The sequence below is a fragment of the Sunxiuqinia sp. genome, assembly GCF_055140945.1.
This window is the reverse complement of the sequence record NZ_JBSQYS010000004.1, coordinates 75,996-97,536: the sequence shown is the minus strand read 5'-3', so window position 1 is coordinate 97,536 and position 21,541 is coordinate 75,996. Positions and strand designations below refer to the sequence as shown.

General features: G+C 39.6%; 25 protein-coding genes and 1 pseudogene. 19 read left to right on the top strand and 7 right to left on the bottom strand.

All coding sequences use genetic code 11. The features are described 5' to 3' along the window. Nucleotides 1–31 precede the first annotated feature (31 nt). The 3 genes from ACTB00_RS02670 to ACTB00_RS02660 form a co-directional block, all read right to left on the bottom strand. Complete coding sequence (locus tag ACTB00_RS02670) at nt 32–505, bottom strand: hypothetical protein (RefSeq protein WP_463298401.1); 474 nt, start codon at nt 503–505, stop codon at nt 32–34. Nucleotides 506–1,151: 646 nt separating this feature from the next. Further along, the gene (locus ACTB00_RS02665) at nt 1,152–2,705 is read right to left on the bottom strand and encodes a glycine--tRNA ligase (RefSeq protein WP_463298400.1); all 1,554 of its coding nucleotides are present in this window, start codon (nt 2,703–2,705) and stop codon (nt 1,152–1,154) included. A gap of 29 nt (nt 2,706–2,734) precedes the next feature. After that, nucleotides 2,735–2,995 carry a hypothetical protein gene (locus tag ACTB00_RS02660; RefSeq protein ID WP_463298399.1) on the bottom strand — a complete coding sequence of 87 codons (261 nt, stop codon included), beginning with the start codon at nt 2,993–2,995 and terminating at the stop codon, nt 2,735–2,737. Nucleotides 2,996–3,269: 274 nt separating this feature from the next. On the opposite strand from ACTB00_RS02660, the gene pyrH reads away from it, so the two are divergent. The 18 genes from pyrH to atpG all read left to right on the top strand — a co-directional run bounded on the left by pyrH (nt 3,270) and on the right by atpG (nt 17,917). Beyond that, entirely contained in the window at nt 3,270–3,980 is a 711-nt protein-coding gene (gene pyrH / locus ACTB00_RS02655; protein WP_463298398.1) for a UMP kinase, read from the top strand. 105 nt (nt 3,981–4,085) lie between these two features. After that, complete coding sequence (gene frr / locus ACTB00_RS02650; RefSeq protein WP_463298397.1) at nt 4,086–4,649, top strand: ribosome recycling factor; 564 nt, start codon at nt 4,086–4,088, stop codon at nt 4,647–4,649. A gap of 338 nt (nt 4,650–4,987) precedes the next feature. Then, entirely contained in the window at nt 4,988–5,773 is a 786-nt protein-coding gene (locus ACTB00_RS02645; RefSeq protein WP_463298396.1) for a histidinol-phosphatase, read from the top strand. Nucleotides 5,774–5,879: 106 nt separating this feature from the next. Next, entirely contained in the window at nt 5,880–7,784 is a 1,905-nt protein-coding gene (dxs, locus tag ACTB00_RS02640) for a 1-deoxy-D-xylulose-5-phosphate synthase (protein WP_463298395.1), read from the top strand. 73 nt (nt 7,785–7,857) lie between these two features. Beyond that, a complete protein-coding gene (locus ACTB00_RS02635; RefSeq protein ID WP_463298394.1) occupies nt 7,858–9,015 on the top strand; it encodes a sensor histidine kinase in 1,158 nt (385 codons plus the stop codon). 137 nt (nt 9,016–9,152) lie between these two features. Further along, nucleotides 9,153–9,686, top strand: a complete 534-nt coding sequence (locus ACTB00_RS02630; RefSeq protein ID WP_463298393.1) for a YceD family protein — start codon at nt 9,153–9,155, stop codon at nt 9,684–9,686. Nucleotides 9,687–9,698: 12 nt separating this feature from the next. Continuing rightward, on the top strand, nt 9,699–9,884 hold the full coding sequence (gene rpmF, locus ACTB00_RS02625; protein ID WP_159522104.1) for a 50S ribosomal protein L32: 186 nt from the start codon (nt 9,699–9,701) through the stop codon (nt 9,882–9,884). A gap of 245 nt (nt 9,885–10,129) precedes the next feature. Next, nucleotides 10,130–11,131, top strand: a complete 1,002-nt coding sequence (locus ACTB00_RS02620) for a beta-ketoacyl-ACP synthase III (RefSeq protein ID WP_463298392.1) — start codon at nt 10,130–10,132, stop codon at nt 11,129–11,131. A gap of 31 nt (nt 11,132–11,162) precedes the next feature. Continuing rightward, entirely contained in the window at nt 11,163–11,630 is a 468-nt protein-coding gene (locus ACTB00_RS02615) for a MaoC family dehydratase (protein ID WP_463298391.1), read from the top strand. Between the two features lie 205 nt (nt 11,631–11,835). Continuing rightward, complete coding sequence (locus ACTB00_RS02610) at nt 11,836–12,219, top strand: bactofilin family protein (RefSeq protein ID WP_463298390.1); 384 nt, start codon at nt 11,836–11,838, stop codon at nt 12,217–12,219. Next, entirely contained in the window at nt 12,188–12,412 is a 225-nt protein-coding gene (locus ACTB00_RS02605; RefSeq protein ID WP_463298389.1) for an AtpZ/AtpI family protein, read from the top strand. The genes ACTB00_RS02610 and ACTB00_RS02605 overlap by 32 nt, the downstream gene beginning before the upstream one ends. Before the next feature lie 8 nt (nt 12,413–12,420). Beyond that, nucleotides 12,421–12,795: a hypothetical protein gene (locus ACTB00_RS02600; RefSeq protein WP_463298388.1), complete on the top strand. Its 375-nt coding sequence runs from the start codon at nt 12,421–12,423 to the stop codon at nt 12,793–12,795. Between the two features lie 72 nt (nt 12,796–12,867). Beyond that, the gene (gene atpB / locus ACTB00_RS02595; RefSeq protein WP_463298387.1) at nt 12,868–13,974 is read left to right on the top strand and encodes a F0F1 ATP synthase subunit A; all 1,107 of its coding nucleotides are present in this window, start codon (nt 12,868–12,870) and stop codon (nt 13,972–13,974) included. Between the two features lie 24 nt (nt 13,975–13,998). Beyond that, nucleotides 13,999–14,262: an ATP synthase F0 subunit C gene (gene atpE / locus ACTB00_RS02590; RefSeq protein ID WP_463298386.1), complete on the top strand. Its 264-nt coding sequence runs from the start codon at nt 13,999–14,001 to the stop codon at nt 14,260–14,262. Between the two features lie 77 nt (nt 14,263–14,339). Further along, entirely contained in the window at nt 14,340–14,834 is a 495-nt protein-coding gene (locus ACTB00_RS02585) for a F0F1 ATP synthase subunit B (RefSeq protein ID WP_463298385.1), read from the top strand. Nucleotides 14,835–14,838: 4 nt separating this feature from the next. Next, entirely contained in the window at nt 14,839–15,390 is a 552-nt protein-coding gene (gene atpH, locus ACTB00_RS02580; protein ID WP_463298384.1) for an ATP synthase F1 subunit delta, read from the top strand. 11 nt (nt 15,391–15,401) lie between these two features. Further along, nucleotides 15,402–16,979, top strand: a complete 1,578-nt coding sequence (gene atpA / locus ACTB00_RS02575; RefSeq protein WP_159522124.1) for a F0F1 ATP synthase subunit alpha — start codon at nt 15,402–15,404, stop codon at nt 16,977–16,979. A 56-nt stretch (nt 16,980–17,035) separates the two neighbouring features. Next, a complete protein-coding gene (gene atpG / locus ACTB00_RS02570; protein WP_463298383.1) occupies nt 17,036–17,917 on the top strand; it encodes an ATP synthase F1 subunit gamma in 882 nt (293 codons plus the stop codon). A gap of 84 nt (nt 17,918–18,001) precedes the next feature. On the opposite strand, the gene tsf is transcribed toward atpG, so the two are convergent. From tsf to rplM, 4 genes and pseudogenes are all read right to left on the bottom strand, one after another. Beyond that, nucleotides 18,002–18,829, bottom strand: coding sequence for a translation elongation factor Ts (gene tsf, locus ACTB00_RS02565; protein ID WP_463298382.1), 828 nt, complete (start codon nt 18,827–18,829; stop codon nt 18,002–18,004). A 33-nt stretch (nt 18,830–18,862) separates the two neighbouring features. Next, on the bottom strand, nt 18,863–19,675 hold the full coding sequence (gene rpsB, locus ACTB00_RS02560; protein ID WP_463298381.1) for a 30S ribosomal protein S2: 813 nt from the start codon (nt 19,673–19,675) through the stop codon (nt 18,863–18,865). 177 nt (nt 19,676–19,852) lie between these two features. Beyond that, a pseudogene (gene rpsI / locus ACTB00_RS02555) lies at nt 19,853–20,176 on the bottom strand (30S ribosomal protein S9); the annotation flags it as partial. 2 nt (nt 20,177–20,178) lie between these two features. Then, nucleotides 20,179–20,637 (bottom strand): 50S ribosomal protein L13, encoded by a 459-nt coding sequence (gene rplM, locus ACTB00_RS02550; protein ID WP_159522134.1) that lies wholly within the window; start codon nt 20,635–20,637, stop codon nt 20,179–20,181. Nucleotides 20,638–20,995: 358 nt separating this feature from the next. On the opposite strand from rplM, the gene ACTB00_RS02545 reads away from it, so the two are divergent. Further along, on the top strand, nt 20,996–21,517 hold the full coding sequence (locus ACTB00_RS02545; protein WP_463298380.1) for a DNA-3-methyladenine glycosylase: 522 nt from the start codon (nt 20,996–20,998) through the stop codon (nt 21,515–21,517). The last annotated feature ends 24 nt before the right edge of the window (nt 21,518–21,541 follow it).

Here is a 21,541-nt window from a genome sequence, read left to right as displayed (position 1 = left end):
AGCGGCTTTTGAGGTAATAAACTAATTAATTTTAGTTGAGGATGTTTTGATATTGTTCATTGACCAATTCTGGAAGAAAATCGGCAATTAATGCCAATGCTCGTTCGCGGTCAACTTGCGACATCAAAATAGTTTTTTGATTAGCCAATTTGTCTTCATTAATCACTTGGTTGTTTAAACTTTCAGGAACAATCAGGTCTGAAGAGTCCATTGAGCGGGCACCAAATCCCTTTTTCGAACTGACATACTTTACTTCGAAATACTTGGTGCGAACAATGTATTCGTCACCTCTTCTGGTTTCTTTCAACAAAACCTCAACGGGTCTTTTTGATTCTCCATAGGTAATTTCCCAGCTTTTCTGAAAGGTTTTGCCAGGTTCGAAATCGACTTTTGAGGAAATCTTATATTCATCAACAAAATCAGTTTCGCCACCCGCGAAAACGCTCAACGAGCATGCAAAAAATGCAACAAATAGCAAGCTAATAATTCTGTTTCTCTTTTTCATCTGATTATAATTATTTGTTTTTTATGGTATCATCTGGAACGCGCATAAAATCATACTTCTGTGTATAAAAGCTGTTAAATGCTCGTTTCATGTTGTTAATTTTTAAACATTCATGGTTATTTATCAAACTATTCCAGACAATGTTTATTTGATGTCAATACATCTGTCCGGTTTCATCTTCAATTGTTAGATGTGATTCTAACAGTGGCAAATTTAAAGGCATAATTATTACTAAAACCTGACAAAATACATGTTTTTATTTTGTTAATAAGATCAAACTTATAAATTGAAAGTCAAAGCTCCTGTTTCAATACTAAAATGATTGCATTACGTCTTTTAAAACTGATTATTCTGAAAATAAATGAAATCTAATTTACAGTTTTTTTAAAAGATATTTTAAAACATGAAATGATAGCTATTATTAGACCTATAGCGTATTTAGTAATCGTTTTACTATGAGATTATCGGTAAGTAATTTAAATATCGTATCAATCTGAAACAAATTGACACAATATCACACAAAATAGAAAAAATACTAACTTCCTTAGAGCGATAATTATCATCATTTGGCAGGTATGATGCAAAAAAAGGGTGGTTTCAAAATTGAAACCACCCACATCTATTTCGATTTATTTTTTTGAAATCTCTACTTCAATTTTGCAAACAGAGCTTTAAAATTGACTTGCGAAGCGACTACTTCCTTTAGATTAGCAATTGGCAAACGCTCTTGTTGCATGGTGTCGCGATAACGAATTGTTACTGTTTGATCTTCCAATGTTTGATGATCAACGGTAACGCAGAAAGGTGTTCCAACAGCGTCCTGACGACGATAACGTTTCCCAATCGAGTCTTTTTCATCATACTGGCAATTCAAATCAAACTTCAGGTCATCTATAATTTCGCGTGCTTTTTCAGGCAGTCCGTCTTTTTTTACGAGTGGCATAACGGCTAGTTTTACAGGAGCCAATGGTGCTGGTAATTTCAAGACTACCCGGGTATCTTTTTTACCATTGGTGTCTTCCAGCTCCTCTTCGAAATACGAAGCCGACATAATTTGCAGGAACATGCGGTCAACACCAATTGATGTTTCAACCACAAAAGGCACATAAGACTTGCCTAGTTCCGGATCGTAATATTGAATTTTTTTACCTGAAAACTTCTGATGTTGCGACAAATCAAAGTCGGTACGAGAATGGATTCCTTCAACTTCTTTAAAGCCGAAAGGAAATTTGTATTCCACATCAACGGCAGCATTGGCATAGTGAGCCAATTTCTCATGCTCATGAAAGCGATAATTGTCATCGCCAAAACCAAGAGCACGGTGCCATTTCATTCGGGTTTCTCTCCATTTGTCAAACCACTCCAATTCCGATCCGGGACGAACGAAGAATTGCATTTCCATTTGTTCAAACTCACGCATACGGAAAATAAACTGACGAGCCACAATCTCATTCCGGAATGCTTTACCAATTTGTGCAATTCCGAAAGGAATTTTCATCCGTCCGGTTTTCTGCACATTCAGGTAGTTTACAAAAATTCCCTGTGCCGTTTCCGGGCGAAGATAAACTTTCAAGGCACCATCAGCAGTCGAGCCCATTTCTGTTCCAAACATCAGGTTGAATTGGCGAACATCAGTCCAGTTTCGGGTTCCGCTAACCGGGCAGGCAATTTCCTGATCAACAATGATTTGCTTCAGTTCTGCCAGATCATTATCGTTTAGTGCCTTTGCAAAACGCTCATGCAATTCATCCCATTTCTTCTGATTTGCTAAAACACGGGGATTGGTTTCGCGAAATTGTTTTTCGTCAAACGCATCACCAAAACGCTTTTGAGCCTTGGTAACTTCCTTGTTCATCTTCTCTTCAAACTTGGCTAACTGATCCTCAATCAACACATCTGCACGATAGCGCTTCTTCGAATCTTTATTGTCAACCAAGGGATCGTTAAACGCATCGACGTGACCGGAAGCTTTCCAGATAGTTGGGTGCATAAAGATGGCAGAATCTAATCCCACGACATTCTCATGGAGCATCACCATACTATCCCACCAATATTTTTTGATGTTATTTTTAAGTTCAACTCCATTTTGACCATAGTCGTAAACCGCTCCTAGCCCATCGTAAATTTCACTCGATTGAAAAACGAATCCATACTCTTTGCAATGAGCTATCAGCTTCTTAAAAATATCTTCCTGAGCCATAAAATCTTTATTAATATATCCGTTTGAAATTAATCTACCTCTTCAAAATCAACATATTCCCCTTCATCATTCGAAAACTCCCCACCCCCGGACTTCTTCCCTTCAATGGTAACATCTCCTTCTTTTCGGGACTTTTTCTGATTGTTGAAATTGTTTGATTGTCTGGGCTGATTGAAAAACAATGGAAGGACTAATCTTGTAATGAAGCGAATCAGATAATAAATCACTATGATTACAAAAAGTGTATTAACGAAATTTACTAAAAACAAAATCACATTTAATTGTTCCATATCTCTTGAAAATCAGCGGCCGTAAAATTAGCAATTAATTACGAATTCGAAATTTTGCTAAGCGAGAATCTTCCTGACAGTAATAATCTATTAATATGAAGCAGCCATGATCAAAATTTTGCGCACACAGGAGGATAAATATTGGGGAGCCCCATGAGTTGACGCACGATATAAAAGCGCTACAGACGAGTACGGGAAATGCACAAACTTAAAACGAAAAATATAAACAGATGAAATTTTAGAATATTTTTACCTTTGAACAAAATATGAAAAAATGACTGCATACAAACGGATATTACTAAAGCTGAGTGGCGAGTCTTTAATGGGAAATCAGTCCTACGGAATTGACCAAAGCCGACTGAATGAATACGCTGAGCAAATTAAAGAAGCGGTTGCGATTGGCGTGCAAATAGGAATTGTGATTGGTGGAGGAAATATTTTCAGAGGGCTGAGTGGAGCTACCCAGGGTTTCGACCGTGTAAAGGGCGATCAAATGGGAATGCTGGCCACAGTTATCAATAGTTTGGCATTAAACTCGGCGCTAACTGCACATGGCGTAAAATCAAAAGTACTGACCGCTATTCGCATGGAGCCTATTGGGGAATTCTACTCAAAGGACAAAGCAATTGAAACACTGGAAAGCGGAGTTGTCGCCATTTTTTCGGCCGGAACAGGAAACCCTTATTTTACAACCGACACCGGCTCCTCATTGCGTGGAATTGAAATTGAGGCCGATGCGATGTTCAAGGGAACCCGTGTTGATGGAATCTATACGGCAGATCCTGAAAAAGACCCGAATGCCACCAAGTATGATAAGATCTCATTTGACCAGATTTACCATCAAAGGTTAAAAGTAATGGATCTAACAGCGACAACCATGTGCAAGGAAAACAAGCTTCCGATTGTTGTTTTCAATATGGATGTAAAAGGAAATTTGATTAAGGTATTGAAAGGTGAAAACATCGGCACACTGGTTCACCTGTAAGAAATTTCACAGAGCATATTTTGATTAAAAAAGTTAAGATTTTTCAAAATTCTCTAAATTTTTCTATATTTGCTCACAGCACAAAAATGAACTGATCATCTGAACATGGAAGAGGAATTAGAATTAATAATTGAGGTCTGCAAAGAAAAAATGGAAGCTGCCATTGATCATCTGGAAAATGAATTGGTTCATATCCGTGCTGGCAAAGCTTCTACAAGAATGTTAGATGGAATCGTGATTGACTACTACGGCAGCATGACTCCTTTAAATCAAGTAGCAAACCTGAGCACTCCTGATGCTCGAACAATTGCGATACAACCCTGGGAGAAAGCAATGATTGCTCCCATTGAAAAAGCAATAATGAATGCGAATTTAGGATTGAATCCTGAAAATAACGGTGAAATCATTCGCATAAACGTACCACCCCTAACCGAGGAAAGACGCAAAACACTAACAAAGCAAGTTAGCCAGGAAGGTGAAAAAGCCAGAATTAGTATTCGTGGTGCAAGAAAAGAGGCTAACGAAAGTTTGAAAAAGCTTTTGAAAGATGGCCTGTCTGAGGATCTGGAAAAAGATGCCGAATCAGGAGTACAACAAATGACTGATAATTTCGGCAAAAAGGTTGACGACTTATTAGAGGAAAAAAATCAAGAGATTTTAACAATATAATTGTTTCTAGTTTTCTGTTTTCTGAACATTGTTTAATTGTTTTCATGGCTTTGAGGCAGCTTAATTAGGCTGCCTCTTTTTTTGTCTTTACGCTCCTCTTCGGAGATAAAATATTTTTAGCCTTTCTTAAGCTTCCTTCCACATAATTTTTCATCCTTTATTTTTATATCTCCTCACTTTCGTTAATTTTAGAATGCTAATGATTGGATCAAACCAAACACACGAAAAGATAAAGATTGAAAAATTTAGTTGCTGGGTAAAAATTAATTTTCATCAACCCGGAACTAAGTTTGAAAATGACTTCCCTAACTTAATACATTCAAACTAAAACGATAAGCATGCAAGGATTAATAGATTATCACATGCACAGCATATTGTCTGACGGAAAGAATACTTTTGAAGAAATGGTAGTCAGAGGGATTGAATTAGGACTTGACGAAATTGGTTTTAGCGACCATGTTTGCCTGAAACCGGTTTCGTGGGCTGTTTCTCCGATCGATATTCCTGTTATGACTGAGCAAATTCTTGAACTTCGTGATAGATATCGTGATAAAATAAAAGTTCTTTATGGAATTGAAATGGATTACCTCCCCGGCAGGGAAGATGAAATACAAGATCTAATCAACAGTCTTCCATTGGATTATGTCATTGGCTCTGTTCATTTTATAGGCGACTGGAATTTTGACACCGACCAATCGCTTTATGGAAAATGGGCAAATGACGAGCTATATCATATGTATTATGAGCTGATTCAACTCGCAGCTAATTCAGGTTTATTTGACACCATCGGGCATCTTGACATTATCAAGAAATTCAGAATTTATCCTGAAAGTGATTTGTCTGAACTGCTTGAAGAAACCCTCAAAATAATCAAAGAAAACAACCTGGTTGTGGAGCTCAATACCGGAGGGTTGGATCGGCCTTGCGCCGAGTTAACCCCAAGTCCGTATATCGTCAAACGGTGTTATCACCATCACATCCCGATGACCATCTCGTCAGACGCGCATAGCACAAAGCAAATGACCAGGCATTACGAAACTGGACTGACTTTGATGAAAAAAGTTGGGATCGAAAAACTTGCAACTTTTGAAAACCGGGAACGAAAAATGATCCGAATCCTGTAATAACCCAAACAAATGACCATTAGCAGCATACAGATTCAGCTTTAAACTGACAAATGTATAAGGCTGTGTTTAATAGAAGTTGTATATTTGAGCCCAAATTTTTTGAATGAAGGAACCTGAGGGAAGCATACTAAAGAAGATTAACAGCCCTGCGGATTTAAGGAAGTTAAAACCGGAAGACTTATCATTATTGTGTGATGAACTGCGACAGTTCATTATTGATGAGGTTTCGACAAACCCTGGTCATCTCGGTGCCAGTTTAGGCGTTGTGGAATTAACCGTAGCTCTTCACTACGTCTACCAAACTCCTTACGATCAACTCATTTGGGATGTTGGGCATCAGGCATATGGTCATAAGATTTTGACTGGCCGCAGAGATATATTTCACACAAATAGAAAATACAAGGGAATCAGCGGATTTCCAAAACCTTCAGAAAGTGAATATGATGCGTTTGGCGTAGGACATGCAAGCACTTCAATTTCAGCTGCTTTAGGAATGGCAGTTGCCTCCTCAGTCAAAAAAGAAAAAGACCGCAAGATTGTTGCGGTTATTGGTGATGGATCGATGACTGGCGGCATGGCCTTCGAAGGGCTAAACAATGCTGCATCGAATAATTCTGACGTCCTCATCATTTTAAACGACAACAACATGGCTATCGACCCCAATGTTGGCGGAGTTAGTAGCTATTTACTTAACATTTCCAAGTCGAAACAATACAATAAACTAAAAAACGATGTTTGGGATGGATTGGGAAAACTCAACGGATTTGGACCTAAAGCACGTCGCCTGGTTCAAAAAACCGAAGGTGCTTTAAAGTCGTATCTCCTAAAAGAATCCAATCTTTTTGAAAGTTTAGGAATCCGATATTTTGGGCCGATTGATGGGCACGATATTGAATACCTGACTAAAGTTCTTCGAGACTTACGCGATATTCAGGGGCCAAAGCTCCTGCACATCATCACCAAAAAGGGAAAAGGATTTAAGCTGGCTGAGCTCAACCAAACAGTTTACCATGCCCCCGGGAAATTTGATAAAACAACCGGCAAAATTATTGGTTGCGAATGCGAGCTGAACAAACCTCCCAAATTTCAGAATGTATTTGGAAATACCCTGGTAGAGCTTGCTGAAAAAAATCCTAAAATTGTTGGTGTTACTCCAGCCATGCCTACTGGTAGTTCGTTGAATATCATGATGGAGAAAATGCCCGATCGTGCTTTTGATGTGGGTATTGCAGAGCCACATGCAGTTACGTTTTCTGCGGGAATGGCTATCCAGGGAATGATTCCTTTCTGCAATATCTATTCAACGTTTATGCAACGGGCATACGACCAAATCATTCACGATGTGGCCATTCAGAATTTAAATGTCGTTTTTTGCCTCGATCGGGGAGGATTGGTTGGTGCCGATGGAGCTACTCATCACGGAGTTTTTGATTTAGCCTACATGCGAAATATTCCAAACATGACAGTGTCGGCTCCGATGGATGAGATTGAGTTGCGAAATATGATGTACACCTCGCAGCAGGAAAACATGGGCCCTTTTTCAATACGCTATCCTCGTGGCTGTGGCTGCAAAGTTGATTGGAGGCAACCATTCAAATTAGCTGAAGTAGGCAAAGGACGCACGCTTACCGAGGGAGACGACTTGGCTGTGTTAACCATTGGAACCACCGGAATAGCAGCCTCGCGTGCTGTAAAGTCGTTGCACAAAAAAGAATTCTCAGTTGCTCATTACGATATGCGATATGTAAAACCGCTGGATGAAGAGTTATTGCACCAGATTTTCAGGAAATTTAAACAGGTTATCACCATTGAGGACGGTGTGATTCAAGGTGGATTTGGCACGGCAGTCTTAGAATTTATGTCATCCAACAACTATTACTCAAAGCTGGTCCGCATGGGAGTTCCCGATCATTTTGTTGAACATGGAACACCAGAAGAATTGCACCGGGATTGTGGCTTCGATCAAAAAGGAATTTACAACAGGTGTCTTGAATTACTTCAAGGGTAATTGTTTTTTCACCAGATAAAAATACTTTTTAAATGCACGATTCGTTTAGCAAGCAGAACTAAACTTTACAAACTTGGAACTTTATTTTAAAAAACGACGCTGGAAGATCTTGTTGCTATTGGCAGCTATGCTCATTGGGGCAAGCTCTTTAATTTATACCAATTGGCTGGTTAATCAAATGTCGGGTCAGGAGCGTAAAAGTGTTGAATTGTGGGCCGAAGCGATGAAGCGATTAGTTGATACTGAGCGTGGAGCCAATCAAGACCTTACCTTGCTTCAAGGAATCATTGAAAACAACACGTCCATTCCCATTATTTGGACCTCAGCCGACGATAATATTCTGGGAGACAGGAATATTAAGTACAACGAGAAACGAAAAGATGTAGTCCTGCAACATGAATTGCAGAAGATGAAAGATCAAAAAGACCCCATTGAAATTGTCCTTTCTGAAAATACAGTTCAATACCTCTATTATCGCGATTCAAACTTATTGCAGAATTTACGTTATTTTCCATTAGCACAGTTTGGGGTAATTATGCTCTTCATAACCGTTTCGTACTTTGCGTTTAGCTCTTCACGAAAAGCCGAGCAAAACCAGGTTTGGGTGGGCATGTCGAAAGAAACAGCTCACCAGCTGGGCACGCCCATTTCATCATTGATGGCGTGGATCGAAATTCTAAAAATGAGAGATATTGACGAGACCACTATTTCTGAAATCGAAAAAGATGTTTCGCGTTTGGAAAAAATTACCGAACGTTTTTCAAAAATTGGCTCAAGACCTGAGCTATTGACCGACGACCTTAAAAAGGTGCTTATCTCTTCGGTGAGTTATCTTGAAAACAGGTGCTCCAAAAAAGTAAAGTTTATCCTCGACATGGATGAAAATACCTACTACGATGTTCCGCACAATGCAGCTTTATTCAGTTGGGTAATCGAAAATTTGTGCAAAAATGCCATCGATGCTATTGACTCCGATGGCGTTATCAGCCTTCATCTCACCAAGAAAAATTCGAGCTTGGTTTTAGACATTTCGGATAATGGAAAAGGGATCTCAAAATCGCAGTTTAAAACGATATTCGAACCAGGTTATACAACTAAAAAACGAGGATGGGGACTTGGCCTATCGCTGGCAAAGCGGATCATTGAGAACTACCATAAAGGAAAAATTTTCATTAAACATTCTGAAATTGGGAAGGGTACAACCTTCCGGATTGTCCTTCCAACGAGTTGACTTTTCAACATCGAAAAATTCAATAATCTACTGACAGAAAGATTTTTGCAGAAAAGCAGGTTTTCGTTGTTAAAAAAATCAGATAATTTTCGCTGTTTGTTTATTTTTTATACTTTTGCAACACTTTTTTCCAAGCAATGGCAAATTTAAAAGCATATAACATTGCACTCAAAGGACTTGGAACTGGAGAGCATCGTTTCGACTATCAGGTAGAACGAAAGTTTTTTGAGTATTTCGACGGAGGAATCGCCGAGGATGGCGACATAAGCGTAGTGTTGAAGTTGGAAAAACAGAGTTCATTAATTGTTCTTTGGTTTCATGTTAAAGGAACGGTAAAAATACAATGTGATCGCTGTCTTGACTTGTTTAATCAACCGATTGAAAGTGAGAACACGGTTTACGTTAAGTATGGCGAAGAAAAATATGAAGAAGGCGACGATGTTGTCTGGATTGCACCAGACGAATCACACATCAATGTTGCCAAGCTCATTTACGACTTCATCATCTTGTCCATTCCGATAAAACATGTTCATCCGGATGATGAAAATGGCAACAGCCTTTGTAATCCGGGAATGTTGAAAAAATTAGCCCAGATGTCTGTAAAGGTTGAAAAAGAAAAACCAACAGACTCGAGGTGGGACGAGTTAAAAAAATTATTAGATAACAAATAAAGACTTTAAAAAATGGCACATCCAAAACACAAAACATCAAAATCCAGAAGGGATAAGAGAAGAACACACTACAAAGCAACACCTTCAACACTGTCTACGTGTTCTAATTGTGGCGCTACTGTAAAATACCATACTGTTTGTGGAGAATGTGGTTACTACAGAGGCAAGCTGGCAATCGAAAAAGACGTAATCGTTTAAAACCCTCATCATATGATCAGAAGATTAATCTTCTGATCTTTTTTTGCCCTCCGAATAAACTTTTCGAACATTTTAATTGATTGTTTTAAAACGACTTACGGCAATTCTTTTGCCTGATTTTCTTTGCTGTTCGAATATTTCACCCTATCTTTCGCCATCTTTTTTAAACAAATTTTGTTACTCAATTAGCAATCGCTTTTTGTGATTTAAAATTACGCGCTAATTGATTGATTAATGTATAGATTATGCAAGAGACACGTGCTGCAATTACAGGCATTGGAGCCTATTTGCCAAGTTACAGGCTGACCAATGAAGAGATAAGCACTATGGTTGATACCACCGATGAATGGATCATGCAACGCATCGGAATCAAAGAAAGACGCATCCTTAAAGAGAAAGGCAAAGCCACCTCCGATATGGGAACCGAGGCAGTAAAACAACTGCTCGAGAAGACAAACACCAGGCCCGATGAAATTGAGCTGCTAATTTGTGCCACAATTACTCCTGATCGGCCATTCCCGGCAACAGCAAACATTATTAGTCGAAAAGCCAGGTTGACAAATGCCTGGAGTTATGATATTAGTGCTGCATGCTCCGGATTTGTTTTTGCCCTGACAACTGCAGCCAAATTTATCGAAAGCGGACAGTATAAAAAGGTGATTGTTGTCGGAGCTGATATGATGTCGGCCATTACAGACTATACAGACAGGTCTACTTGCCCATTATTTGGTGATGGAGCCTCAGCTGTATTGCTTGAACCAACTACTGAAGATGTTGGAATTATTGACCACATGAATCATACTGATGGCAAAGGTCGTCATTACCTGCACGTTAAGGCTGGTGGGTCAAAAATACCAACCACCCCCGAAACGCTCCAGCAGCGGATGCAATATGTGCATCAAGACGGACAAACGGTTTTTAAATATGCGGTATCACGAATGGCCGATGTTGCTGTTGACATTATGAAGAAACATGACATCACCCCGGATAAATTAGCATGGCTTGTTCCTCATCAGGCGAATATGCGGATTATTGATGCTGTTGCTCGGCGCATGAAAATAAGTCGCGAGCAAGTAATGATCAATATTGAAAACTATGGAAATACCACGGCGGCCACAATTCCGCTTTGCCTTTACGATTACGAAAATCAGCTAAAAAAAGGTGACAATGTTATTTTAGCTGCGTTTGGGGCTGGTTTTACATGGGGATCCATGTACTTAAAATGGGCATACGACACGAATAAATAATCTATATTCAATAACCAAAAGACATGATCTCATGAGCCGATTGATAATTCAAAGTCATCAAGAATTTGAGCAATATCTTGGTAAAAAATTGGGAGTTTCCGACTACCATACAATTACGCAAGATCAGATAAACAAGTTTGCTGATGCGACATTGGATCACCAATGGATCCACACAGACCCCGAGCGAGCCAAAAAAGAAGGTGCTTTTGGAAGCACCATAGCACATGGATATTTAACAATCTCGCTGTTGCCATTGATGTGGGAGCAAGTTGTAGATGTCCGCAATTTCAAAATGCTTGTCAACTACGGAATCGATCAATTCAAGTTTGGAGCACCGGTTTTGGTAAACAACAACGTTCGCACCCACGTATGGTTAAAAGAATGTACTAACCTACGTGGTATTAGCCGGATAAAACTTCGGGTTCAAATGGAAATAGAGGGAAGCAAAAAGCCAGCCTTCGATGGCTCAATCACTTTCCTTTATCATTTTAATAGCTAACTTTTGAGGCACCAATTCTTCTTGATTAAACCACAGTTTGACGTTTTTCATCCTTCACCTGGAAATCAGATTAGCCTAAGGGAATTTATAAGCAATTGTTTTATAGCACCTTAAGCTTCTGCACTTTGAATTCAAGATTGAAACAAAAAAGTAGTATTTAATCAGTTTCTTAGTATATTTGATGCTGTTCAAAAAAGCAAACACAATGGCAAAAGCAAACAACGACATTGACTCTCAGGGAATTAACCTAATAGGTAAAGGTACGCGCATTACAGGTGATGTGGCTTCGGATGGGGATATTCGGATTGATGGAGAACTTAATGGAAACCTGGATTGCTCGGGGAGAGTCGTTATTGGAGTTTCGGGCAAAGTAACCGGAGAAATTAAATGTAAAAACTCTGAAATTTCTGGCTATCAAAAAGGAAAGCTTAACGTTGAGCAATTATTAAGTCTCAAATCTTCATCAAAAGTATATGGTGAAATAAGCACGGGAAAATTAAGCATCGAACCCGGTGCACTGTTCTCCGGGTCGTGTGTAATGGGCGAACAAACAAAACATGAAGGAGCCGGAGAACTCAAAAAGGCCTAAAAAGAGTTTTGACGATTTTATACGATACTCAAGCTTGGCTTTTGAGATGATTGCCATCATGGGGATTGGAGTTTTTATAGGCTACTTAATTGACGATTGGCTCAAGCTTTCGTTTCCCGCTTTTACGCTTGGCCTTATGATTTTATCGGTTGTCGCTGCAATTTACCATGCAATTAAAAACTTTTTGAAATGAATGTATTTATGAAGCGATTTTTAGTTCGCTCGATTATCGCATCTGTCAGTCTTTTTTTTATTGGTTGGATTGTTTACAGTCAGATTGTTCCACAGTACTACCATATCATTTTCCCCTTCATTATAATTTTCTTCTTTCTTACAACAAACATTGTTCATTTTTATTTGTTAAAGATTGCCGATAAAAGTGTACCAAAGTTCTCTGCACGATTTATGGTTCTGAGTACCTTAAAAATGTTCTTTTATCTGGTTGCAGGTATTGGGTATATTGTTATTAGCAATGTAAACGTAAAAGCTTTTTTAATCAATTTTCTAGCGGCTTATGTCATCTATACAATTTTAGAAGTTGCTGAGATTAGCCACGTTGTGAAAGTAAAAAAATAGCTTGACCTGATTGATTTTTTTAGTAATTTGCGACAACTTTGTTGAAGCGACATTCTGACCGATTTATACTTTATGAAAGCAACAAAAACACGGATATACTTCACCGCATGTTTACTCTTTATATTGGCATTTAGCTTGACTTCCGAATCAGTTTTTGCTGAAAATGAACAGCATGAACTGGACACCACGAAGCATGCCGAAACAGGTTTTAATCCTGGCGATTTTGTTATGCACCACGTTTCTGATGCTTTTGAGTGGCACATTGCAACATTTGGCGAAACACACATTAGTATTCCACTTCCAATTATTTTATACAGCGGGAATAGTGGATGGCACTTTTTCTGGTCTTCAAAATTTCATCATGGCGAAGTTGTCTACAAAAATTTCGAGATTGCACACCAGGGCGAGAACTCCGGAAAAATTGTTGAGCTTGACGAGCATGGCGAAGTTGTCGGATTACCGGTTGATTTGTCAATCACGAAGACTGTTGCCGGTGTCATTTTTAGTGTAATACTACTTCTGTGGATATTTCTGTCGGTTGCAAAATCAGCAAAACGAAATGCCAATCAAGCTCCCAAAGGACTTCAAAACCTGATTGAACCGATCATCCTCTTTTTAAGAGACGAAGTAGCAAAACCTGCAATTGGAGAAAAAAAATATGAGAAATTCATGCCCTTTTTATTGTCTTTGTTCTTTTTCATACTCGTGAACAATTTCATGGGGTTGATCCCGATTTTCCCCTTTGGAGCCAATGTAACCGGTAATATTGCAGTAACCATGGCATTGGCATTATTCACTTTTGTTGTAACAACAATCAACGGAAATAAACATTACTGGAAAGAAATATATAATCCTGACGTTCCCTGGTGGCTGAAATTTCCCATCCCTCTGATGCCAATTGTTGAATTATCAGGAGTAATTACAAAACCATTTGTATTAATGGTTCGTTTATTTGCCAACATGATGGCCGGACACCTGATTGTGATGGTATTTATCAGCTTAATATTCATATTTGCTAATTTAATGGGACCTGCTGCCGGTGCTGCTATTAGTCCGGTATCTGTCGCGTTTTCAGTATTCATACTTATGCTGGATCTATTGGTATCCTTTATTCAAGCTTATGTATTTACCTTACTGTCCGCCCTGTATTTTGGCATGGCAACATCAGAACATCACTAGTTTAATCATAATAAATTCAATCTTATGCTATCAACAATTTTAACAGTGATTTTACAAGCAGCCGCCGGTGCAGGTATCGGTAAAATGGGTGCTGCCTTAGGTGCAGGTATAGCTGCAATTGGCGCAGGTATGGGAATTGGCCGTATCGGTGCTAGTGCTATGGAAGCAATTGCACGCCAACCAGAAGCCAGTGGAGATATTCGGTCAAACTTGATCGTATCAGCTGCATTGATTGAAGGTGTTGCGTTCTTTGCTGTAATCATCTGTGCTTTGGTCCTTTTTGTTTAAAGGAATGTATTGAATAGTCGTCCGCTCCCGGGATTGCCGGGAGGCTGGATGACTTAAAAATTAAAAAAACAAAAATTATGGGATTTATTACTCCGGATTACGGAACCCTATTTTGGATGCTCATTGTTTTCGGAATTGTATTGTTCATTCTGAAAAAATTTGCCTGGAAGCCGATTCTTAGTGCTTTAAAAGATCGTGAAAACTCGATAGCCAATGCACTGTCTTCAGCTGATAAGGCACGTGAAGAAGTGAAAGACCTGAAAGCTGATCACGAAAAAATAATTGCTGAAGCGAAAAGAGAGAAAGGTGCGATCCTGAAAGAAGCAAAGGAAGTAAAAGATAAATTATTAGTCGAAGCAAAAGAGCAGGCCGCCAGCGACGGACAAAAAATCATTGAAGCTGCCCGGCAACAAATTGAGATAGAGAAGAACGCTGCAATTAGCGAGATGAAAAAGCAAATCGTCAATTTATCAGTTTTAGTTGCAGAGAAAATAATTCAAAAGGAATTAAAAAATAAGGATACTCAAGAAGGCATGGTTGAAGATCTTCTGAAAGATCTGAAATTGAAGTAAGCTTATGGATCATAGTAAAATAGCAGTTCGCTACGCAAAAGCATTTTTTAGTTTGGCCAAAGAGAACAAACTCCTCGATGAACTAAAAAAAGATGTGAGCGTGATTGCACAGTTGGCTAAAGACAGTAGTGAATTTCTTTTGCTTCTGGGAAGTCCTGTCATCAAAACTTCACAAAAAGTAAAATTGTTAAAAACAATTTTCGAAAAAAAGGTCAACGAGCAAACCCTGAATTTTTTAGTCCTTATTGCTGAGAATAAACGAGAAGCACATGTTCCCGGTATTTGTCGCAATTTCCTGGAACTATATCGCAAGGAACAAGGTATTAAGACAGCAACAATTACCAGCGCAATTTCATTGCGTAAGGGTATTATCTCTCAAATACAAAAGAAACTCGAAACTGAATTCAACACAAAAATTGAATTGGGAGAACAAGTAAATAGCGACCTTATTGGTGGATTTGTCTTAAGAGTAGACGACCGTCAAATTGATGCAAGCGTTGCCACGCAATTGCGCAAGGTTAAAGAGAACCTATTACAAACAGAAATCAACAAGTAAAAATATAGACAATGGCTGATATTAGACCCGCAGAAGTATCCGCAATTTTAAAACAACAGCTCGAAGGCTTTCAATCGGAGGCCGAACTGGAAGAAGTAGGAACAGTACTCCAGGTTGGCGATGGTATTGCCCGCATTTATGGGCTATCAAACGTCGAAGCAAACGAAATGATTGAGTTTGAAGACGGCGTAAAAGGAATTGTTTTAAACCTTGAAGAGGACAATGTTGGAGCAGTGCTTTTGGGTTCTTCATCAAACATTAAGGAAGGTGACACAGTAAAGCGACTACAGCGTATCGCCTCGATTAATGTGGGCGAAGGACTTTTAGGTCGCGTAGTCAACACCATTGGTGAAACAATTGACGGTAAAGGACCTGTTCAGGGCGAAACATTTGAACTTCCGCTCGAGAGAAAAGCACCAGGTGTTATTTATCGCCAACCGGTAACCCAGCCATTGCAAACAGGTATTAAAGCGATTGATGCCATGATCCCTATTGGTCGTGGACAACGCGAGTTGATCATTGGCGACAGACAGACTGGAAAAACAGCTGTTGCCATCGACACGATCATCAATCAACGAGAAAATTTTGAAGAAGGTAATCCGGTCTATTGTATTTATGTTGCTATTGGTCAAAAAGGATCAACAGTTGCAAACATAGCGGCCACGCTGGAAAAATATGGAGCCATGGACTATACGGTTATCGTATCGTCAACAGCTTCAGATCCGGCAGCACTGCAATATTACGCGCCTTATGCCGGTGCTACAATTGGCGAATATTTCCGTGATACCGGCCGCGACGCATTAATTATTTTCGATGACCTGTCGAAGCAAGCGGTGTCTTATCGTGAAGTGTCACTACTTCTCCGTCGTCCACCAGGTCGTGAGGCCTATCCTGGAGACGTATTTTACCTGCACTCGCGCTTGCTGGAACGTGCTGCAAAAATCATCAATTCGGATAAAATTGCAGCTCAAATGAATGATCTCCCCGAATGTTTAAAAGATAAAGTTAAAGGAGGAGGTTCTTTAACCGCCTTGCCAATCATTGAAACTCAGGCAAGTGACGTTTCAGCCTATATTCCAACCAACGTAATCTCGATTACTGATGGACAGATCTTTCTGGAATCTAACTTGTTTAACTCAGGAGTTCGTCCGGCAATTAACGTGGGTATCTCCGTATCGCGTGTGGGTGGTAACGCCCAGGTAAAAGCCATGAAGAAAATTGCCGGTACATTAAAACTTGACCAGGCACAGTTCCGTGAGCTGGAAGCCTTCTCAAAGTTCGGATCTGATCTTGACGCTGCAACTATGCGTGTGTTAGATAAAGGGAGCAAGAACGTCGAAATTCTGAAACAGGGACAGTATGCTCCAATTAAAATCGAGCACCAAATTGCCATTATTTATTGCGGTACAAAGGAATTACTAAGAAGCGTACCAATTGCAAAAGTAAAAGATTTCGAGAAAGATTTCATAGAACTAATGGAGATGCAGTACCGCCCAATCTTGGATGAATTGCGTAAAGGAATTTTGAACGACGAAATCACCGGAGTGTTGGAGAAAGTTGCTAAAGAAGTTGCAGAGCGCTTCAACTAATCGAATGGTAAATGAGCGATTTTCCATTCATTTAATCATTCAATGACTATAAAAAGATGGCCAGTTTAAAAGAAATACGCACACGAATTTCATCCGTTAAAACCACACGGCAGGTAACCAGTGCTATGAAAATGGTGTCGGCGGCAAAACTGAAAAAAGCTCAGAATGCCATATTACAAATAAGACCGTACGCTGACAAGCTGCACGACATCCTTTCATCGCTTAGTGCTAGTCTCGAAAATAGCGAAGAATCGGTTTATACCCGGCAGCGTTCGCCTGAGAAAGTTCTCATAGTCCTGATTAGCTCAAACCGGGGATTATGTGGCGCATTTAACTCAAGCATTGCAAAAACTGCTTATGAGTTAGCTTCAAGTAAATATGCCAGACAATTTAAATCAGGCCAATTGGATTTCTTTACTGTTGGGAAACAAGGGCAAAAATATCTCAAGTCACGAAAGATTTCGGTTAGTGATCAAGCCGACGAAATTTTAGACTCACTCACCTATAATAATTGTTCTGATCTGGCGACTAATTTAATGAACGACTTCGTCTCCGGAAAATACGATCGAATTGAATTGGTGTATAATCAGTTTAAGAATGCGGCTGTCCAAATCTGCACCAAGGAGCAGTTCCTACCGGTTGAAATCTCAGAGGAAGACGATATGTCTGCAAAAAACAGTAATTTCATCTACGAGCCATCTAAGGAGCAGATCGTTGAAGAATTAATACCAAAATCGTTAAAGGTTCAAATCTTCAAGGCACTATTGGATTCGAATGCTGCTGAACATGGAGCCCGGATGACCGCTATGCACAAAGCAACGGACAACGCTACCGATTTGATTCACGACCTAACGCTGACATTTAACAAAGCCCGCCAGGCTGCCATTACCAATGCCATTTTAGAGGTAACAAATGGCGCTGAAGCCTTGAATGGCTAAAAGAAAATATCACATTAAAACGCATAAAAAAGGGGTTTCAAATTTGAAACCCCTTTTTGCTTATATCTCGTAAATTACTTTTGCTTACTCCGCAAGTGTATAACGAATGAACTCAGTTACTGTCAAATCACCATCAACTGATTTTAGGTAATCTTTCACAGTTTGTTTATTGTCTTTAACAAATGCCTGATTCAATAGCGTGTTTTCTTTGAAGAATTTGTTTAAAGAACCTTGAGCAATTTTATCAAGCATCGCTTCTGGTTTTCCTTCCTGACGGAATTTTTCCTTTGCAATTTCTAATTCCTTATCAATAACTTCCTGAGAAACATCACTTTTATCCACGGCAACAGGGTTCATTGCAGCTACTTGCATAGCTACATCTCTCATCACCTGAGTATCAATACCACCTTTGTTGAAACCTACTAGAGTAGCTAGTTTATTACCTGGGTGGATATAAGGAACAACTGATTCAGCTTCGATTTTACCATAGAATGATATCTCGATTTTTTCGCCAATTACCCCGGTTTGCTCAGTTACGTGTGATTCAATTGAACGACCATCAAGCTCCAATGCTTTCAAAGCATCCAGATCAGCAGGTTTGTTTGCGATAGCAGCATCCAAAAACGACTTTGTTTTCTTAACGAAATCTTCGTTTTTTGCAACAAAATCAGTTTCGCAGTTAAGAACTACAATTGCTCCAAATTTACCATTTTCACTTACGCCAGCCAGTGCAGCACCTTCAGATGCTTCACGATCAGAACGTTTATTGGCTACTAATTTACCTTTTTCGCGGATAATTTGTACAGCGGCATCAAAGTCGCCATTTGCGTCGGCAAGGGCATTTTTACAGTCCATCATGCCGGCACCAGTTGCTTTACGCAACTTCATTACATCTGCAGCAGAAATTGCCATGATTGTGTGTTTTTTGAATTATTATTTGAGCAATTATTCTTTGTCTGTATCGTTACTTTCAACGTCAACCTTTTCAGCTTTTACATCAGCTTTAGCAGCTGATTTTTTACTTCTCGCTTTTTTAGGTTTTTCGTCTGCGCCGTCGTTTTCACGCTCAACTTTACGCTCATTCAATCCTTCACCAACAGCATCGCACATTAATCGAACGATTAGGCGAACTGACTGAGAAGCATCATCATTCGATGGAATGATAAAGTCAAGTCCTTCTGGATTTGAATTGGTATCAACCATTGCAAATACAGGAATTCCCAATTTTTGAGCTTCGCGCACTGCGATTTTCTCTTTCATCACATCAACTACAAAAAGTGCGGCAGGAAGACGAGTCAGGTCAGCAATACTACCTAAGATTTTCTCCAGCTTGGCACGTTGACGTGTAATTTGCAACTTTTCGCGTTTTGACAAGTTATCCCAACTGCTATCCTTCGTCATCTTATCGATGGAAATCATTTTTTTCACCGCTTTGCGGATCGTTGGGAAATTTGTTAGCATACCTCCTGGCCAACGCTCAACTACGTAAGGCATGTTTACAGCACTTACAGCATCGGCAACGATGTCCTTCGCTTGTTTCTTCGTTGCTACGAATAGTATTTTGCGACCCGATTTGGCAATTTGTTTCAAGGCGGCAGCGGCCTCATCGATTTTCACTACTGTTTTTTGTAGATCGATGATGTGGATTCCGTTTTTCTCCATGAAAATGTATGGAGCCATGTTTGGATTCCACTTTCTTTTCAGGTGACCAAAGTGTACACCTGCATCCAATAATTCTTGAAAATTTGTTCTTGGCATCTTTTGACTTTTTTAAATAATTTGCTGAAAAGCAACCGCTGAGTAGCCCCTAACCCAAAGCCGGGAGTCTCAGTGATTTCAGATCCACAGTCATATTTAGTTTGAAAATTTCGATTAACGTTTTGAGAACTGGAAACGCTTTCTTGCTTTTGGCTGTCCTGGTTTCTTACGCTCCACCTCACGTGGATCACGAGTCAGAAAGCCTGCTTCCTTCAATACTGCTCTTGCTTCCGGATCAATTTCAATCAAAGCTCTTGAGATTGCTAAACGCAATGCTTCAGCCTGACCTTTAATACCACCTCCGTCAAGATTAACTTTCACATCATACTGATCAGCTACACCAAGCAAGTTTAAGGGTTGCATAACAACATATTGTAGTGTTCCATTTGGGAAATACTCTTTTAAATCCCTTTTGTTAATGGTAACATTTCCTTTGCCTTCGCTTATGTATGTACGAGCAACGGCAGATTTTCTACGTCCTAGGGTATTTACTACTTCCATTGTTACAATTTAATCTTTTTTAAATCAATTACTTTTGGGTTTTGAGCTTCTTGCTTGTGCTCAGCACCAACATACACTTTCATGTTTCCAAAAACCTTGCGTCCTAAACGGTTTTTTGGAAGCATACCTCTAACAGCTGACTCAACAACACGCTCTGGATATTTAGCAAATACGTCTGCCGGATTCTGTGAACGTTGTCCACCTGGATATCCGGTATGACGCAAGTAAATCTTGTCGGTCATTTTTTTACCTGAGAAACGAACTTTCTCTGCATTGATCACAATTACATTATCCCCACAATCTGCGTGAGGTGTAAAGTTGGGTTTATGTTTTCCTCTAAGGATTTTTGCGACAGCGCTGGCCAAACGACCAACGATCATATCTGCTGCATCAACAACAACCCATTCCTTATTTGCCGTGGCACTGTTGGCCGAAACGGTCTTGTAAGATAAAGTATCCACTTGCCTTTAATTTTTAAATTTAACACTAAAAGTTGCAAAAACTTACATTTCAATTGGTTGCGTGGTTTTCCACGTTATTAACACCGGGCATGTTAATAAGCTTTCTACCATCAACATATTCAATCATTTATAAGAACTGCAAGTACGGACAATAATCGGGACTGCAAAAGTATTTCTTTTTTCTTAAAAAGCAAACAGAAATTGACAGCAAAAACAAAATTAACACAAAGATTTACAAGCAGGAACGAAAGACAGGAGTAGCGAGAATGCACAGAAATGATAAATCCATCGTTTCACATTCAAACATTCTCATTTTTCCGCCCTCTTCAAACTTCCGGCTCTTTTATATCTTTGTTGCATGGAGTTGAAAAACGATAGGCTTTTAGCTGATTTCTTCAGACGCGACACCGTTTTGGTCGCGAGGGAATTAATCGGCAAGACACTTACTCGGGTGTTTGATGATGGAACAATGCGCCGCTATGTAATTACCGAAACAGAAGCCTACTGTGGACAAAGCGATTTGGCTTGCCATACCAGTAAAGGACGCACCAAGAGAACGCAAGTGATGTTTGAAGCTGGTGGATTAGTTTACGTCTACTTAATTTACGGCCAATATTGGTTATTGAATTTTGTAACCGAGCAAGAAGGAAGTGGATCCGCAGTACTAATCCGTGGCTTGAAAGGGCATGACGGCCCAGGCAAACTTGGCCGCGAACTTAAACTAAACAAATCCTTTTACGGCGAAAACCTGGAAAGCTCCACCCGGATTTGGCTGGAAAATGCCAACCCTGTAAATCAGATTTCAGAGCATCCACGGGTTGGGATTCACTATGCCGGCGAACCCTGGATCAGCAAATTATGGCTCTATAAAGCTGACTAAATAGGGTCTGCCTTGAACTGTGCC